The sequence below is a fragment of the Micromonospora chalcea genome, from assembly GCF_028768405.1.
GTDB lineage: Bacteria > Actinomycetota > Actinomycetes > Mycobacteriales > Micromonosporaceae > Micromonospora > Micromonospora chalcea.
This window is the reverse complement of the sequence record NZ_CP118233.1, coordinates 5,886,411-5,904,205: the sequence shown is the minus strand read 5'-3', so window position 1 is coordinate 5,904,205 and position 17,795 is coordinate 5,886,411. Positions and strand designations below refer to the sequence as shown.

The following is a 17,795-nucleotide window of genomic DNA, read 5'->3' as shown; positions in this document are numbered from 1 at the left end:
TGACAAAAGGCAAACGGCGGGGATCCGAGCACGACTTGGCGTTCTAGGAGTTAGTCGCAGCCGGGGAAAGCGAATGCTCTAACGCCTGCAGGAATGAGGTCACCCCACGCCCCCGCGGCAATATCTGTCTACTTCTTGGGCGTGCGGCATCGATGGCGCCGGTAGCGGAATGGGAGGCATGCCAGGTGTCAACGATCAGATAGTCAGCGCGACGCGCGAGCGACTGCAGCGCCGTTGTGGAGACCGTGTCGGCATTTCCCTCCACCGCTTTAAGCGAGCAGAGCCGCGACAGCCGCTTCTCAAGCGATTCTGCCGCTCTCGGTAGGAGCGAATACAGCCCGACTACTCGACCATCAAGCTGTCGCCACGTTCCGTCGGTCTCCTCCGTCGGCTCCTGCACGATCTGAAGCGGCATGCCGACCTCTTCGGCCAGCACCTCCAACTCCGAGCGCTGTCGGAGGTTGAGCCGCTTCTGGAAGTCCTGGCCCCTACCCAGGACCTCCATCACGGTGGCGGCCCGGCTGCCGAGATCAGGAGCAGGAGTATTGAGCAGGACTTCGACCAGGCCGAGACCCCAGTCGAACACGGTTGGCGAGGCCACCCGCCGCCAGAGCGTGCCCACCTGGTCCAGCAGCTCCCGATAACGCGTCTCCGCTGGCGCCGCCTGCAGTAGTTGATCGAGCAGAACGAGGTACGCCTCACGTACCGGTGCGCTCATGTTTTGCTGGTCCGCCAGCACTACCAGGACGGTGTCGCAGAACTCCACCGCCTGTGCTGTCGAAGCCGTGTCCGCAGCGGCCAGACAGAGGAGGTCAAGCACCATCGCCACCTGGTCCGCGTTGGCGCCCGTCCAACCGTCCAGCACATCGCTCGCTAGTTGGCTCAGCTTGGAAGCCTCCAGCGTTCCCAGCCCCTCCCATTGTGCGTGCTGCGAACGCAAGACCTCCGCCGCCTTCGGCCAGCGATCGTCCCGGCTCAGCCGGGAGGACCATTCGACCCAACCTTTGCAAGTGCTGTCGACGAATCGGGCAAGGTCGTCGATGTCACGGTTCAGCCGCCGGTCGAGGCTTATCCGTTCCTCGACGACGAGTGCCTGGACGATCTCGAGCACGACGGACCCGTTCGCGTGGTCCGCGATGTCGAGAACGGCCTGGACGGCGAACTCTGCGATCTCAGGGTCGGCGGTGTTGAGGAACGCCTGAATAACGACCTCGTACTGTCCGTCCTCGAACAATGCGCGGACATCGGCGCCTCCGGTTGTTGTCGGCTGAGCGGCAGGCTGCGCGAGCGCGCCCAGGCGGTGCAGCCGCTCTCGTTCGGCGTCGTCAGCGACGTGCAGCAATCGCTGAAATCGCTCGTCGTCACCTCGCGTCAGAGCGTCGACGGCGGCGACAGCACGGCCGCCTGCGCTGGCCGGGACGTCGACTGCGGCGGCGAGGGAGCCGTAGCGGGCGCCGAGGCCAGTGCTTTCGTACACGTCCTGTGGGGTGAGACCGGCCGCGCAGAGGTCGGCTACCTCGGTCCACCACAGCATTTCGAGGAGGACTTCGTTGACCGCACGAGACCGACGCGTCCGCAGCAGTTCGGCCAGGTACGGCAACTCGCGGAGCTCGCGCCACCGCCCGAGTTCGCCGAGCAATTCGATGCGCAGGAACCGGAGGTTCTCGGCGCTGAGTTGCCCGGTCAGGCGCAGGTCCTGCAGCGCCTGCTCGGCAAGTCGACTGTCCCGCTGCAGCAGAGCAAGTCGGAAGTCACGCAGCAGGTCGATGTGCGAGTGCCGGATCGGGCGTACCCGCGCGTCCCTCCCCCTGACGGTCGCGACGGCGTCTTCCAGCCGGTCGAGCAACTCCACGGGGGCGACAGCGGCACGGCGCACGTACGACACCTGCACTAGGCCCGCCACCTGCAGTGACCGGTCGGCCTGCTCCGCGGTGGAGAGCTGTACCGCCTCGATGGTCGCGGTCGCCGGACCGAGGAACGCCTGTAACACCTCGCGCCCCCGGCGCTGCCCCTCCCGATCCTCGGACAGCAGGTAGAACCCCTGAGGGTCGCGCTGAAGCGGGATGACCAACCAGCCACCATTACCGCTGACCCAGTCCGTTGCCTGTCCCTCTACGAGCATTTCCACGCGCTGGCGGAGGCCCTTGAAGCGGGTCAGGTCTCCCAGGCCGGCCCGCAGCGCTTCCAGCACCGTCACAGTGCACCCCCGAAGCGGTCGAAGGCGTCCATTCGCGCCTGGGCGACGTAGGCGGGATCGCGTCTCAACTCCACCTGCTCCTCGTTGAGGAGGATGCCGTTGTAGGTGATGTTCATGCTGCCAGCCAGGGCGTAGTCATCGCCGGTCAGGGCTTTGGTGTGCAGGCCGCGAGTGGCATTCATGATCATGGAGACCTGGTCGGTAACCCGCATGTCGACGGTGAGCCGTTCAATGCGACGGCGGAAGGCGTCGTTGTGTGCGTCGGACGTCGTGGCAATCACGACCCGCGTCTTTTCCGCAGCCAAGCTGGTGAGGACCTCAGCGAGCCGGATCCACCGGCGACCATAGCGGGTCAGGGCCGGATAGGTGCCGCCGCGGTTGTCGACGAGCTCGACGTCGGAGATCCACGGCGACACCAGCCACAGACATTTGCTGGGGCTGACGAGTTCCGCAGCGAACAGCGCGCCGAGCAGGTCCAGTACCTCGCTCGCGCTCTGCGCCTTGGACTTACGAATGACCCTGTTCACGGCGCCTCCCGTAGCAACACCCGGGCTTCCAGGAAGAGACCGGTCTTCCGTACGCCGAGGACCACCGGATGGCACAGGAGGGCCCCGACTTCGATCGGTTGGGTCTGTAGGTCCAGGAGGATAGATCGCAGTACCGTCCGATCGGCGTGCCCGACCCGCAGCGCCACCTCACGCTGCTCAATCAGCAGTTCGTGGAGCTCCTTACGCCGCTTGTCATCCCACGGCGCGACGTCGAACACGACCGGTCCGAGGTCCACGTGGTCCCGCACGAGGGGAAACGACGCCGCAAGGCGGGGAGCATAGGGGTTTGAGGCGACAGTCGGCTGGGCGGTCTGGCCCCACGGCCACAGTACGTTGGATACCGCGCGGGCCCGTCGCTGGGCGGTCACCCCGGCTCCAAGGTGCAGCACCTCGTCGAGGTATACGTGGTCGGCCAGGAGCCCCCCGAGCGTCCGGGCACTCACCTCGATTCCAGTCTGCTCGGCCGCCTGATCTCGCAGATCCAGCCATGACGCGACTTCCGCCAAGAGGCGAGGATGGGCACCCGGCCCGGCAAGGCGGGTGCTCAGCGCGGAGCGGGCTGCACCACCCAGGGCCAGACCGTGCGCCTGTGCCGCCTCGTCCACGCGCTCAATTGCCCGGGCGACAACAGCGTGACCGTTACGCCAAGAGACCCGGAGCTCGTCAAGCGCCGACCGGACCTCCGCTGCCCCCGTATGGACCAGCAGGCTGAGCTCCTCGTCCATCGTCTCCGCCTCAGACGGGGTGAGTGCGTCCTCGAGCGCGTGAGCGAACGCCTCGGGATTTTCCGCGAGTAGCCGCTGGAATGCCTCGACGTGGCCCGTCCCACCAGGTGAGGGCTCCGAAATCCAAAACACGGTGTCGTCTTCGGAGGACAAGTCCACCATGAGGTCGTCGGTGTCGACGCCGGGACATAGCGTCGAGAGCGCAGCCAGGGCGAGTTGAGCCACCGATAGGGTGAATCGCCTGCGCCACCACGTGGACCATGCCGGCGAACGGTCATCGCCCGAAATTTCCCGCAACGCGTCCCGCACAGCAGAGAGCAGCGTGGAATCGCCGAGCCAGTTCTCCCAGCGCCGCTCGTCGTTCTCGTTCCGCTCGCCGGTCTCATCATCAACCGCCAGGCCCAAAGTCTCGGCTGCCTGCCGCAACGCACCCGCTAGACCTGGCTCGTCCAACGGCTTCCCGCTCTCGACCTGCTCCGATGCAGCGGCGAGAAGCACTACTTCAACGAGAGTGTCGCGGTCAAAGATCGACATGGTGTCCGGGAAATCAGCTTCGACCTCGAGCCGGTGCCGTAGGCGCTGCGACCGCTCCTGGGCAGTGGGAACTTGGATCTCGTCGGGGATCCGGACCTTGCCTTCCAAGGCGTCGCACTGCACGTCCACGCCCACGGCGGCCGGCAGCCACCCGGGCTCCCCGGCAATACCGAAGCTCAGGGCGACCGGTCGAGGGCGGGGCTCCCACACCGTCCCGCGTGCTGTCCTGGCGTACCGCACTGTCCGAACCCCACCGCCTTGGACATGGAGGTGGGCGGTGAGCGCGTCGAGCAACCGACTAACACGCCGGGCCAGCCGGACCGGGGAGCCGGCGGCGAGGGTTGACACGTGGAACTGCCACTCGGGGCGGACGCTGGACGCGTCCCGGACGCTGTCCGGGACAGGCTCCAAGGCTGCGGCCGTCGGCGCATAGACGGCGACCCGGTCGTCGCCCTCGTCGATCAGGTCCACCAGCGCCGCACGGTAGGTGCTCACCACGTCGACCAGCAGTTCCTGGTCAGCGGCAGCAATAGTGGGCAGCGGCAGCCAATGCCGCTTGTTCGTCGCCCACACGCCGAAGTGCCTGCTCACGTTGCCCGGGCAGAACTCGTTCAGCGCCCTCAGTGCCGGGAGGTGCGCGACCTCCAATTCGCCACCGCGCCCGGGCACCTGCAACTCGACATCGGGGACCAGAAGATCGTCGAAAAGGTTGCCCGGCACAAACTGCCGCAGAGGAGTGCGCGTCCGCAGCCCCGCGTCGTCTTCCAGTGGCTCCTCGCCACGCCACTGGTCTCGCAACTGACGACGCATCGTCGGCACCACCGCCAGCAGCAGGGGCCGGGGCGCGTCCCACAGGAGGGTATCGACCACACTGTCCGCCCACTCGCCCTTGCCGATGGCGAGCGCGTCCCGGAGGTGGCGCCGGAGCCGCTCTCGTTCCGGGCCGGGGCGCAACAGCCGATCGAGCAGAGTCGACAGGGCCGCCTGCCGGCTACGCGCCTCTGACTGCTTCTTGGGGTTCTCGCGGAACAGCGCTGAGGCGGGACCCGCCAGGTCTTCCCAGGTCGATTCACCGGCGGAGTAACCCAACTCGATGGACAGCCAGTCGAAAAGAGCGTAGACCGCCTGGATCCGCAGTACGTAGAAGTTCTCGATGGGGAGGTTTCTCGGCGGTAGGTCCGGGTCGAACAGGGCCTCGTACGCGTCCCACGCCTGGCGGTCCCGGCCCCAGTCGCTAAGCACTACCGCGGTCCACGGGCGCATCAACGGCATTCTTCCGGCGCGGCCCTTGCGCTGCAGGAACTGCGCGGCGTCGTGTGGCGCCTTGTGCTGCAGGACCGCGCCCACCCGATCGTCGTCAAACCCGACCTCGAGGGTTGCGGTCGCGACGATCACCTGGGCGGTGGTAGCAACTCCCCGATCCTGCGAACTGGTACGTCCGATCTGCAAGGGTCGATCCGCCTCCACGCCGTGACCCAGGTGGTCTGCCAGCCACCACCATTGCCCGTCGGGATCGCGGTCACCGCTGGCCTCCCGCTGGTTCGCCGCCATCCGTCCCTGCTTTGCCCCGCGCAGGTGCGCGAGGGTCTGCGGGCGACGTGTGACAAGCTTCCCGGGCCACCGCCAGCCTTCGGCGTCCAAAAGATCCCAGTAGAGGCGGTTGGTGCTGTCTAGCTTGTCGGTAAAGGCGAACAGCCGACTGCCGAAAGCGCCGCCGGACGAGGGCGGTGGGTTGAACGGGTCATCCCCGGTTGAGTCGAGGCATCGGGCGAGCGCCATGCAGGCCTGAATGGTGGTGGAAAGCGTACCGGTCCCGGAGTGTGGGTCGTGGCGAAGCGCTAGGAGGTACTCAGCCCCTGACTCCTCCAGTTCGCCGACGTCTGGCTCGACGACAGTGACGGCGTTGGGCGGCAGATCCACGAGCCGGGAGAAGAAGTCACCCGCGTGACGCAGCGTCGCCGACAGGCCGACCCACACCGGAGTACGGCCGAGCCGGTGTTTGAGCCGGCGCAGCAGGAGGGCGTTCTGCGCCCCAGCGGTGCCCTCATACGTGTGAACCTCGTCCAGCAGGACGGCGGCGAGGGTGGCCGGACGAATACCGAACGCACCGAGGTTGCCTGGAGCGGCAAGTTGCCGGTTGAGCGACTCGGTCGTGCTGAGCATGAGATCGGCTGGCTGCTGCCGTGCCCGATCGCGCGTCAGCCTGAGGTACTTGCCCTCCACCTCCGCCTTGCAGGAGGAGGAGGTGCACACCAGCCGCTCATCGCCAGCACGGCAGTCAGCCTCAGGCCATACCAACTCCGCGTCGCACTCGAGGCATCGCAGGTACGGGCAGACGTAGCCCCTTCCGCGCTTCTCCCAGCCGTCAGCCCAGCCCTTCTGAACGTGGTAGGCGGAGGCGGGCGTGGGACCGAACCAGGTCGCGACGCTCAATGTCGCACCCTCTGAACGGTCGGTCTCGCCGAGGCGCTTCGCGTACCCGACTAGCGTTCGCAGTTGGTCCTTCAATAGCTCGTTACGGGGATAGAGGGCCAGAGCGAGTGTGCCGTCTCGTGGCCCACTCCGCCTCGCGGCCGTCTGGTCAGCCAACCAACTGATCAATGGCAGGTAGAAGGCCAATGACTTTCCACTGCCGGTCCCAGCGGTGATCATCGCTCCCGCCTGCTGGCCGCTGACCAGCGCCTCCAGCACGGCCGCTGTACTCCGCTGTTGAAATCCGGACAGCCACGCCGGAATGATCCGCTTCGCGGTGGCGAGGCCTGCATGACCAAGCGACCCGCGGATTTCCGTGAGTACTTTTCCGGCGGCTACGTCCCGCTTGGGACGCCTACGCGGCCGATGGAGGAACCGATGATCCAGCACTAGTGGCCGGCCGTCGGTAACTCGCCTTCCCGGGAATGCCTGACGCAACATGGAGAGCAGACGTACGGTCTCGGCACTGCGGGACCGGTAGCCGCCGGCCGGGGAGCGGACAACGAGCGCGGCATCGACCAGGTCACGTAGCAACTGGGTCGGTTCGCCATGGTCCGCCAGCAGAGCCAGGAGTTCGTCTTCAGTCCACTCGGCGCCAACTGCTCCCCACGCGAGCAGTTCCGCCTCATGAAGCTCGATGGCCGTGAGCGCCTCGAGCGCCGGTTCACCCACTGTTGCCATCCTGAGGCCGCCCCGGCACCACCCGGAAGTTGTGAAGAGCGTTGTTGTCGACAAGCCAACTTCGCACGTCATCGTCGAGGAGGTCGAGTGCCGCGCCGCCCCGTGTCGCTGCAGAGACAAACCCCTTCACCGCTGCAGGCAGCCGCTGCTCAAGCAGTGTCAGGAGTTCGGTGACCTCCGCGAGCACCCGCACCGCGTCAGCGTCGGGCGGCTTACGTTGAAGCCGCGCCAGGTGGACGAGGGCTGCATCCAATCTGGGCGCCACAGCCTCGAGCCCCTCGACGCCGGCGAGTGCCTTCACCAGGTCTCGGAGTTCGAGTGCATTACCGGCCTGCGACGCGACATGATCGCTCCACCCGTCTCGTACAGCCTCCCGCACCTGGCTCCTCAACCCGTTGAGCAGGCGTAGGACCGAACCCAACTGCCGTGTGTCCAGCTCACGTTGTGCCGACCTAAGTTGAGTCCAGAGGTCCGGTGTGGGGTCCACGGGAGCCCACCAGTCGCCACTTCCGAGAGCTGCAGCCTGAGCCAATGCCGTGAGCTCCCGTAGGGCATCGTCAAGTTGCTCGTCGAACTGGCGAAGCGCGTCAAGGTCGGCCTCCAGCCGCAGGGTGCCGCTGGCCTGGTCGACCGCTACGCGGGTCTCCAAGATCCACGTCGTGGCGTTAGTCACTCTTCGCCCCCCGGGGTACTCAGCGCCTGGAGCAGGACCTCAAGCTGACCGAGCTTCCGGCACACTGTCGTCGACAGGTGGTCTAGATCGCCGGCCTGCCCTCCGCTGTGGGTGCACTCCCGACGAGTCGCTGCCATGTTTTGCCGGACCAAGCGGAGGTCCTGGGCTCCCAAGACCGCCTTTCGTGCCCAGTGCTGGACGTTTAGGGCCTCTTGCACGGCTGACGCTCCCAGGTTTGCGTGCCAGTCGAGCGGAAGGTCGGCTGGTAGGTCCTCGAGCCGGTCAAGCGCGTTGCTGAACGTGAACCAGCCGTCATGAGGACGGAACAGGTGGCTGTCGAGAGCACGCTTTCCTACCTCCTTCGCGGCCTGGGCAACGGACCTCGGCGCCTGCCCTTCGAGGCCGCCGGCCAACTCCTTGACGGCCGCAGCCACCTCCGCCAGGAAACCTTCGGTCTCTCCCTCCATGGCGGAAAGCAGGTCCCGGGCCGCCTTGGCGACGACTGGCGCAGCGTCGACGTATCGCGTCGCCACAGCATTAAGCTGCTCTGCAGGTGCGTTGAGCACTCGTTGAAGGCCAGCCTCAAGCTCGGCGGCATCGATGAGTTGTGGTTTGCCGGTCGGTCCCTGCCGCACCGCCGCGAGTTGTCCCACCAGGTCAGTCGCCCGTACATCGCGCAGCACATCGCGTGCCACGCTGTCCACGCGTGCCCAGCCCGATGTGCTCTTGATGACCGCTCCGGCGGTCCCAGTCAGCACAGCGCCGACGTCACGAAGTTGGTCGGGCGAGGCTCCGGCGGCGAGTAGCGCCACTGCTCGGGTGCCCACCGCCGCGCACGCCAGGTCCCGTCCACCGACGTAATCCCGGAACGCCGTCCGGACGAGCTCGGCCCAGTAATCCAGCCGCTCTTCGAGGCTGATCATCATCTCGACCGGATCGTAGCCCTCTGGCCACGGCCATCCGCCCTTGTCTGAGAGCCAGTGCCCGTGGTCCACGAACCACCGCGCCGCGATCAGGACCCGGATGTCCTCCGCACTGCGATGTAGTTCGAAGCGAAGTTTCCCGGCACCGGCAGATCGACCACGAGCGTCCGAGCCGAAGTCGAACGTTTGCCGGCTAATGAGACCGCTCAGGATTTCGGCACCAGGCGTGTTCGCAGTCGCAGTGTGGAACAAGTCCTGGTCAAGATCGAGGCGGGAGGACACGAGACGGTGAAGGATGTCCCTGTAGAGGTCTACCTGGCTATCCGGAAGCCGCTCACCGTTCTGCCACTGAAAGAGATGCAAGAGGGGACTCGGTTGCGCCTGCGGGGGTTCCTCACGGCGCTTGGGCGGGATGATAGGCGTCGCCTGCCGTTGGCGTGCCGCGCCGTTGTCGAGCCCGAAGGCCTCGGCAACGGCGGGCGGTAGGGGCTCTTCGTCTCCCCAAATCACGAGGGCTCGATACAGCCGCTCTGCTTCGTCACCCATTCGGCCGCCGAGCAGAATCTCCTTCCCACGTTGGACCTTGAAGTCGAAACGCTCGCGCACGCGCTCGTGGGGATAGGTGCCGCGCACGATGTGGGGTTCGGCCTCGACGAGCGCCTCTGAGACGCAGATGTCCAGGATCTGCCTCGGCGTTGCACCTGAGCCACGGGCCTCAAGAGACCGCCGTAGTGCAGTGCTGTTGTACGGATAGAGCCCGACCTCGCCCAGTCCTGGGACATAGGTGTTGCCGAAGCCCGCGTGGCATTGACTGCGGAACCGGCACGGCAACCCCTCCTCGCGAGTATCACAGGCGTTGGGCACCCAGTCCTCTGTTCCACTGCTGCGCGCCGCAGACCAGGCAGAATCGACATTCTTACGCCCGAGGCGGACGAGGTTCAGGTAGCGGGCCACGAAGGCGTCACGATCCTCGAGGGGGAAGTTGCCGACCTTGAACTGATGCGTGATGCGCGTCTGTACCGTCTCTGGGAAGTCTGCGTAGCGGTCCTCGGTCACCGCGAAGAGGACGCGTAGCGGAGCCATGTCGGGTCCGGGTTGAATGACGAACTGGTCGTACAGTTCACCGTCGACCAGACCGAACTGGGCGAGATCCTCGAAGAGGAGGACCAGTTCGCGCCCCTGTTGGCGAAGCGCTTGCCGGGAGCGCTGAAACAGCAGGCTCAGGGTTTCGCCCGTGTGATCGTGCAGGCCGATGGTCCTGGGTAGGGCCTTGCGCAGTGCCTCATCCAGCAACCGCAATGCCGGCTCGGGATCCAACGTGATCTGATCCCACAGAACGCGAAGGTTACCGTTTCGAGCCAATTCTCTGCGCACACCCGGCACACGCAATGGTAAGTCCGCGTCCTCGAACCGCTCCTGCTGTTCATCCCGACGGGATGTCTGCGCGAAGATCGACTGTACGACGTGATCGAGTAATCCACCTGACCGGAGAAGGGCTCGGTTCACCTGTGTCAGGACCAGAAGATCGGCCAGGCCGTCCCGGCGCTTTCCGTTCTCGTCCGGCTCTCCGAGGAGGTTGTTGCGCTCCTCCCGAGCGCTCCGCTTGTCCGGGTCCTCGTCGTTGCTTCCTGCTTGCAACTCGAGCGTCCAGGTAAGGGCGAGCCGCATCTCCTCCAGGAGTCGGTCCTGCAACTCGGCAGGCGTCGTCTTCCCCACGGCCGCGTCGATGCGTTTCATCAGGTCCTGCCCTCCACTGCCGGGGAGACCAGCGACGATACGCCGGAGCAGGTCGCGGATAGTCTGCACTGCACGCGGCACGTAGAGGACGTGATAGCGAGGACTTGGGTCTAGGTGTGCGTTGACCCACCGGACCACATGGCTCTTGCCCGCTCCCGATTCACCGGTGACCGCGATTAGCGTATTCCGGTCGGGATCTCCGATGTGAGCCTGAAGGGCGCCTAGGACCTGACGCTCGTCGGAACCATCGCCCGGAAACTGTTCCCCCCTGGGGTGCGACACGACCATGGGCGTGTGCGCCGCGAGGAAAACTGCGCCTGCATCGCTGGGCAATGCACCGATGTCGGAGTAGACCGTCTGGCGGACGTCCGCGTTTGTCCAGCAGCGGAAACCTTTCATCGTGCTGGTCATGCGGCCACCTCCGCAACAAATACCTGGCCAATCCGCCAACTCTGGTCGCCGATCCGGAGGACAGCTGCGGTGCTCGCGTCGGCGGATGGGGCGAGATCAAGGATTCCTCGGCGCTTCAGCTTTTGTGCGGCTAGCGCTACCGAGGCGGAAATTCCCTGAGGTCGTACGCTGCCCTGCGGCAGGGCCGAAATGAGGGCCGGATGGCCGAGCACGGGCAGGATCTCATGTAGTTGACGGAACCACTGCTCCGCGCGTTCCTGCTGCGGCAGTCTGTCGAGGACGTCAAGCAGTGCCCTGGTGGGGTCTACCAGAAGGTAGGCATCCTGCCTGCCGACCTGTGCGACCGTCGCTATCCCGAGGGACCGGATCCAACGCCGAAAGGCTCCCCACTGCTCGACGTTCTCAACAGCGTTACGCATGCCGGCCTTCTCGAACGCGGTCTCTGGCCCCTTGTCCCAATTCACCGAAAGAGGTTCCAGTGGATCCCGTAGCAAGATCCAGGTTAGGGCGAGCGCAACGTCGGACGGCTTGTTCCCGGCCCTCACCTCTTCCAGCGCTCGCGATGAGAGCAGACGGAGGACCAGGCTGCGAAAAACGCGGGAGTCTGCGGATGGGAGTGGCCCAACCTCCCCGCGAATGCTGTCTGTCAGCTTCCATATGCGTCGCCCACGCCCGCCGCGCTCGCTGTCGAACAGCCCCAGGTCCTCGCCAACGCTCAAAGATGAGGTGAGGACGCTTGAGGGGTCGTCGCCAGCGGATGAGACACCACGCGTCTCGGCCATGGCCGTTGGTCGCAGCACCCTCTGCAACTCGTTCTCTTCCACACCGTCGAGTTGCGTCGCCAGATACCGGCTGATCACTAGCAATGCGGGAACGCTTGCGAGTACGTGCCGCTTCAGATAGTCCACGAATTGCTCCCCAGAATGTGCAGGGCGGTGTCGGCGTCGAGCCCCGCGAGATCCCGCCCCACCTCACTACTTCCGATGGTGGCCCCACTCGCCACCAGCAGCACATCGAATGCCGGGGGAGCGGCGAGCCGCCGAGACATTCGGGCTCGCGGGCTCAGCCAGGATCTCGGGATGCGGCGTCCTGGTGGCCAAACCACAAAGGAAGAGCAGGGCGTCAGGTCGCTTGGAGTGACAGGCAAGGGGTCGACAAATAGCCAATCAGGGTCCTCTACAAGACCTCCGACAGTCCCGGCGATGTGCCGGACGCCTCGGCGGACCAGTGCGCGAGCGAGCGGGGGAGTGACTCGCTCATGGTCGTCCGCCAGGAGGAAGATAAGACCGTCACGGGCGCCCGCGGCGTCCGCCAGGTCTTTGAGGTCAGCCATCATATCGCCTGGAAGTGGCCACGCCTGGGACGGCCAAGGCGGCCGTTCGTCCGCCCTATTCTCCCCGCATGCTCGGCAACCTGGGCACCGCCCGCACGGCGAGGCGGGCTCGACGAAGTGGGCTGCCTGGCCGAACAGCGCATAGAGTTCGTTGTCTGGACGGTACGCCTGTGCGATCGCCTCGCAAGCCCGTACGTCTCGCTTGGCAACTGACTCCATGAGTTCCAGGGCTTGGATGGAGCGCCCTGCTTCAGCCTTCTGCCATGGCGTCCACTCCTGCGACCAGAACTGAGCGGTGGCGAGGTCGCCCTGAGTCAGATTCACGGCCGCCCAGTCGGCCTGCTGATCGTCGCCGTCCCCGACCAACTCGGCCAGATCCTCTGCGTCGACCTGGAAGCGGCCAATTCGACGCAGCTCTACGAGGCCCTGAACGAGTTGGGCATTCCAGCGGCGGTTGTACGATCCCCGGCCGACACCGCGGCTGCCTTCTAGATCGAGGAAAGACGTCCCGCGCAACTCTCGACGGTGGCGCCAGAGGTCTGACCATCGCTCTCGAGCAGTATCGGCGGTGAGCACCGTGATCCCGAGACTTGCAGCCTCTCGACGGTCCTGCGGGGCAGTCGCCAGGAGCGCAATCGAGGCGTCGCCGTCGCGCCCACCCCGACCCAACTCCTGGTACCACCGGTCAACCGTCTCGGGCAGGCAGGCATGCACGACGGCCCGAACATGTCCGTAATCAATACCGAGGCCGAAGGCCGACGTGGCGACGACGAGGTCCACCTTGCTTGGCTGGCCGTTTGTTGCACGGAGGTCGGCCAGCACGCGGGCGCGATCGTCAGACTTGGTCTCGCCCGTCACCGTCGCAACCCGTCGATACCCCCCGTCGCGTAGGCGAGTCAGCCAGCGCTGGGCGATTTCCGGAGCGGTGACATAGAGCACGGCTGGCCGCGGCAGGTGCGCCAGGGCCTCAAGCACCCACTCCTCGCGCTGCTGGTCGTCGTCCGCGTCGCTGATCCACATATCGGGCTCGGCCCGGAGGGAGTTGGCCGCGATCAAAGTGCACGTGTCCGCGGATCCGAAGAGATCCCGCAGGTCCCGCAGTTCGTGCGAACCCAGAGTTGCGCTGAGTAGCAGCGTCGTCGGGCTGGGATGTCCTACTTCCCCGGCCCGCTTCACGAGCTCATCCCGAAGGTTGCCAAGCGTCCGGAACTCGGGGCGGAAGTCTCGCCCCCACTGAGTGACCAGATGGGCCTCGTCGACGACGAAGCCTCCGAGGCGACCGCCGGACGCAGCCTCCATCAACAGTGAGCGCAGTGCCCTGCTGACAGACTCTGGCGAGGTGACGAGGATCGGTTGTGTGCCGTCAAGGACCCGACGCCGCAGGCTTTGCCTCGAATCCTCGTTCGTGCTGGCAGTCCATGCGAAATGCAGGGCGGACTTGTCCACCCGGGGGTTCCTGCGCGCGTAGTGATCTCGGAAGCGGCGTTCGAAGTCGTAGGCCAGCGCCACAGTCGGCACGACGATTATGGTTACGGCGTCCGGGTACCGTTCTGCCAAGCAGAGCGCTACCTCCGTCTTACCGGAGCCCGTGGGCAGCATGGCGATGATGCTGCTGCCGGCCGGAACCGACACTACGGCCCGGCAGGCGGCACGTTGGCCAGCGGTGCGGTACTGCGAATGTCCGGTGTAACGCTCAAAGAACGGGTCGGCTGGCAAGTCGTCCTGGTGAAAGCGTTGCCCCAATTTCGTGCCAGCCGCAGCTGCGGCGTCCGGTGCTTCTCCCGACAGATCGAGCCACTTGGGCTGCCAGGCAGGCGCGAACCAGATGCCACCCCACTCCTCTCGTAGGTCTACGACGCCAGCCACTCGGCGTAGCCGGGCGGAGATTTCTGGGGAGACGGTGACTCGCACGTTCCGTTTGGCTACCAGGGACCACCGCCGCAGGAGATGCCGGATGAGCACAGCGAGGTCAAGGTCAGCGCTCTTGGCGTCGCCGACAACTTGCGCCACCCGGGCATAGAGATCGTCCTCGAAGACCGGTGCACCGACCGCGGGGGAGGCCAGGAGTTGACGAAGTTGCTCGTCCTGATCGAGTGATGGCCCGCGCTCTGTCATGAGGCCGGCCAGAGGACAATCGCGCCGCAAGCAGTCATGATCGCAGCGGGCTTCCCGATCCCCCGCTCCAGCGCCTGGCCGAGAGCCTCCTCGCGCTGAAGGTCCAACTGCGCGCCAAGACGTTCAGCAGCTGAACTTAGCCGCTCCGATCTGGCACGCAGTACAGCGAGGCGCCCCGCTACCTCCTCCTGTGCCCGCTTCGCCGCGGCCGCCGGTGCGCTCGCCAGCGCCGGCGACCTCTGCAGGGTGTCATAGGCTGTCTCTCCGGCCATCTGGCATAGTTGCTGCCAGTCAGGGAAAGCGGACAACACCTTCTCCCACAGTTCGCCCCTCAACACTTCGTCGGATCCCGGGTCGAACGGTAAGCCCAGTACATCCCGCACGAGGTCTGCTGGGGCGTAGCCGGAGGCGCTCGTCCAAGTGCGAACGATAGCTGGTGGCAGCAGAGCATCGGCCCGGCGCCGCAAACGCCGGCGCTCGGCTTCACTGGTGACCTGAGCGTGGGAGGCGTCAAATTCCACCAGGAAGTCGCAATGCAGCCAGAGAGTTGGTACTTCGACCGCCGAGCAGAGTCGGACGAAGGCGTGTGCCCGTCCCCGCTCGTCCCGCTGGAGGTATCCGGCAAGCCAGTCGACGAGGGGGTCCCCGAGTCGTAGCGGGGCAGCACCTCTTCGGGCGATGGCCGCGTCGCGCGAGTATGCGCGGGGCCGTTTGAGCAGCGGGCGTACCTCGTCTACTGCATCGGCGGGAAGCCCGTGGATCTCCGAGCCGAAATGCACGAGGCTCTTGTTCGGGTCCCCATAAGTGTGAAGCCCGACGCCTCCTCGCCTCCCGACAAGGCGCGCGAACGCTTCGCGCAACTCGGCGACATCCTGTTCCGCTTCGCGGAGCTCAACCACGGCTGCCTGGTCGAAGTGGGATGTAAGTGCGCCGGACTCGACTTCCTCCAGAAGGTCGACCTCTTCGCGCTCCTCCTCAAGGTTGGCCCGCAGCTCGGCAAGGTCGAAATCGAACGCATGCCTGCCGGACTGCTGCAGCCGCTGGGTCACCTCATCCAGAATTTCGGCCAACCTGTGCTGTAGCGTCGCGGCGGACTGCTCGAAAATTCCGATTCCGTCGGCCAGTAGGCGTAGGTGCGCGCTGACCCAATCGCTGTCCGGTTCAGAGAAGACAACTATCTCAGCAGCACCTGGTCGCTGACTGTATCGATCCAAGCGCCCAATCCTCTGCTCTAGGCGGTTCGGATCGAGCGGCAGGTCCAAGTTCACGAGTACGTGTGCATCCTGCAGGTTACGGCCTTCTTCGAGTGACTGGTCGCCGACCAGCACCTGGCCGCCCGACGCTGACAGGAAATCCCACACGACCTCTTCGTGGTCGCTCTGACCCGCACCGCCGAAGTGCCTGCCGACCTGCCCCGGCCAGCGAGCGGTGGCATGCTCGTAGAACTCCCGAGCCGTGTCAGGCGATGTCGCCACCACCACAACCTTCAGGTCCTGGTCGAGCCGACCTTGTACTGCCTCGAGACTGGAGCGCAGGCGCACGCTCGTGTCCATCAGTTGGAGGCGAGCCACGGCTGCCTTCAGCAGCGGCCGGTCGTTCGGAGGCACGAAGTCATGAGTCCCGGCCGATGCCGCGAGCCGCAACTGCAGGTGACGTAGAAGGGCTCGTGGTCCGCCTAGCCCGTTGAGGACCGCCCTCGCGTACAGGCTTCGACTGGCTCGGCTCCCCAGATGTTCCTGGTATCGCTCTAGGAACGCATCCACTGTTGGGCGGGCGGGGTCATCAATCCGGACGAAGACCGTGCGCCGGCCAGCCACCGGGTAGTCTTCAGTGGCTGGCGTATTCCGGCGATGCCGAACCATCCTCCTGCTGACTCGGTACGTTTCCCGCACGTAGTTGACAAGGTCGGACCAGAGGGGAGACGCTGCGTTCTCCTCCGATCGGCACTCCTGCACGAGGCGGAGAACTGTCGGGTCCGTTCCGTGCAGCAGTTCCAGATTGTTCAGAACGCTGAGGCGATGGCGCCTGGCAGTGCGGGGCGACGAAAGCAACTGAAGTCCGGTGGCCTCTCTCTCGCGTTGTTGTACTCGCTCTCGGAAGCCCTCTATGTCGTTCCTTGGGAAGGCGACAGGATCAATAAGGTTGAGCAGGTCGAGGAAAGTAGCATGATTCCTCCGCATTGGCGTTGCCGACAGCAGCAGGAGGGCGTTTGTTTGCAAAAGGTTAAGGCGGAGTGCGGGCGTTCGGTCGAGAAGATCAGCGGTTCGATGCGCCTCGTCTACAACAACAAGCGCAAAATGCCCCAGTGATCGGTAGCCTTCTAGTTGCTCGTGGGAGGCCAACTGCAGCCTTCCTGCGTCAATCTCCTCCCCCAGGAGGAACCGATCGGCCAACTCCTCCTCCCATTGACTCGTCAACTCGGCCGGTGCGGAAACCATCACGATCGCCGCGGGGTCATCGAGGAGCATCTGGCGGATAACAAGGCCGGCTTCAATGGTCTTGCCTAGCCCCACCTCGTCTGCCAGAAGATAGCGTGGCACCGGATCTGCCAGCACCCTGGCGGCAGTGTCGAGTTGGTGCTGATAAAGCCCGATGGGCGCCGATAGCGCGGCGGTAAAACCTCGGGCGACACCGCGTTGATGGACCAACTGGTCAAGGAAGCGATAACGCGCCTCGTAGTACTCAGGTGAATCACAGAATCCAACTGCGACGGCAGCGACCGGGTCGACCAGTGGCCGGTTCCACCGCACCAACAGGTGCTGCTCTTCAAGGGCGATGTCGCCGGACACGGCGTGTAGCCGAACGAGGTAGCGGCCGTGGCTCAGATGGCCGGCCACCTCGCCTGCCAACCAGCCATACATCGTGCTCCTCACCCAGACCCGCGCGCCATGGTTAAGCTTCGCCAAACGAACCCTAGATGCAGGTACTTTGCGAACTTCCTCGCGCACGCCCGGCAAGTCGACGTATCGGAGGTGCGCCTGCCCACCCTCAACTGCCTCGCACCATGCGAAACCGTCATGGCTCTCGAGTTCGCGCACAATCCGTCTGACCAGATGCGATTTCTCGCCAGCGCTGACGTGCCGCGTCCGGCTAAAAGCATTCGAGGCGGTGGGCAATCCGGACAAAGGGTACCTTTCGGCGCAAGGGCCTAAACACGTAGAGCGGCTTCATTCAATCGCCCACCGCCTTCAGTGGGCCGCGGCTTCAGTCCAGCGAGCGTCCCCTCCCCCATAAGATGTGTCGGGACATTACCGGGAGAGCGCGCGTCGCGGGACCCTCAGGGGTTCACCCGTTCAGCCGACCCCACATCGCCTCTCTGCACTGTCAATGACCTGCGAAGTTGAAGTTGCCCTGCGGAACCTTTGGCCCCGTTCGGATTCCCGAGTTCAGGGCGTCGCCCACGGACTTGATCTTGCGCTGGGGCCGCACAGCCGCCGGTAGTGCGC

Annotated in this window: 8 protein-coding genes; all 8 read right to left on the bottom strand. The window is 65.4% G+C overall.

What is annotated here, in order from left to right; translation table 11 throughout:
• Positions 1 to 43: 43 nt before the first annotated feature.
• The 8 genes from dpdD to dpdE are packed head-to-tail and all read right to left on the bottom strand — an operon-like array spanning position 44 to position 17,387.
• Positions 44 to 2,197, bottom strand: coding sequence for a protein DpdD (dpdD, locus tag PVK74_RS26700; protein ID WP_274477496.1), 2,154 nt, complete (start codon positions 2,195 to 2,197; stop codon positions 44 to 46).
• Positions 2,194 to 2,724 (bottom strand): phospholipase D-like domain-containing protein DpdK, encoded by a 531-nt coding sequence (dpdK, locus tag PVK74_RS26695; protein WP_210868889.1) that lies wholly within the window; start codon positions 2,722 to 2,724, stop codon positions 2,194 to 2,196. The genes dpdD and dpdK overlap by 4 nt, the downstream gene beginning before the upstream one ends.
• A complete protein-coding gene (gene dpdJ / locus PVK74_RS26690; RefSeq protein ID WP_274477495.1) occupies positions 2,721 to 7,148 on the bottom strand; it encodes a protein DpdJ in 4,428 nt (1,475 codons plus the stop codon). Before dpdJ ends, dpdK begins: the two co-directional genes overlap by 4 nt.
• On the bottom strand, positions 7,141 to 7,806 hold the full coding sequence (locus tag PVK74_RS26685; RefSeq protein WP_210868894.1) for a hypothetical protein: 666 nt from the start codon (positions 7,804 to 7,806) through the stop codon (positions 7,141 to 7,143). Before PVK74_RS26685 ends, dpdJ begins: the two co-directional genes overlap by 8 nt.
• Positions 7,807 to 7,826: 20 nt before the next feature.
• On the bottom strand, positions 7,827 to 10,901 hold the full coding sequence (locus PVK74_RS26680) for an ATP-binding protein (RefSeq protein WP_210868896.1): 3,075 nt from the start codon (positions 10,899 to 10,901) through the stop codon (positions 7,827 to 7,829).
• Positions 10,898 to 11,809 (bottom strand): protein DpdG, encoded by a 912-nt coding sequence (dpdG, locus tag PVK74_RS26675; protein ID WP_210868897.1) that lies wholly within the window; start codon positions 11,807 to 11,809, stop codon positions 10,898 to 10,900. Before dpdG ends, PVK74_RS26680 begins: the two co-directional genes overlap by 4 nt.
• On the bottom strand, positions 11,797 to 14,349 hold the full coding sequence (gene dpdF, locus PVK74_RS26670; protein ID WP_210868899.1) for a protein DpdF: 2,553 nt from the start codon (positions 14,347 to 14,349) through the stop codon (positions 11,797 to 11,799). The genes dpdG and dpdF overlap by 13 nt, the downstream gene beginning before the upstream one ends.
• On the bottom strand, positions 14,346 to 17,387 hold the full coding sequence (gene dpdE / locus PVK74_RS26665; RefSeq protein WP_274477494.1) for a protein DpdE: 3,042 nt from the start codon (positions 17,385 to 17,387) through the stop codon (positions 14,346 to 14,348). Before dpdE ends, dpdF begins: the two co-directional genes overlap by 4 nt.
• Positions 17,388 to 17,795 lie beyond the last annotated feature (408 nt).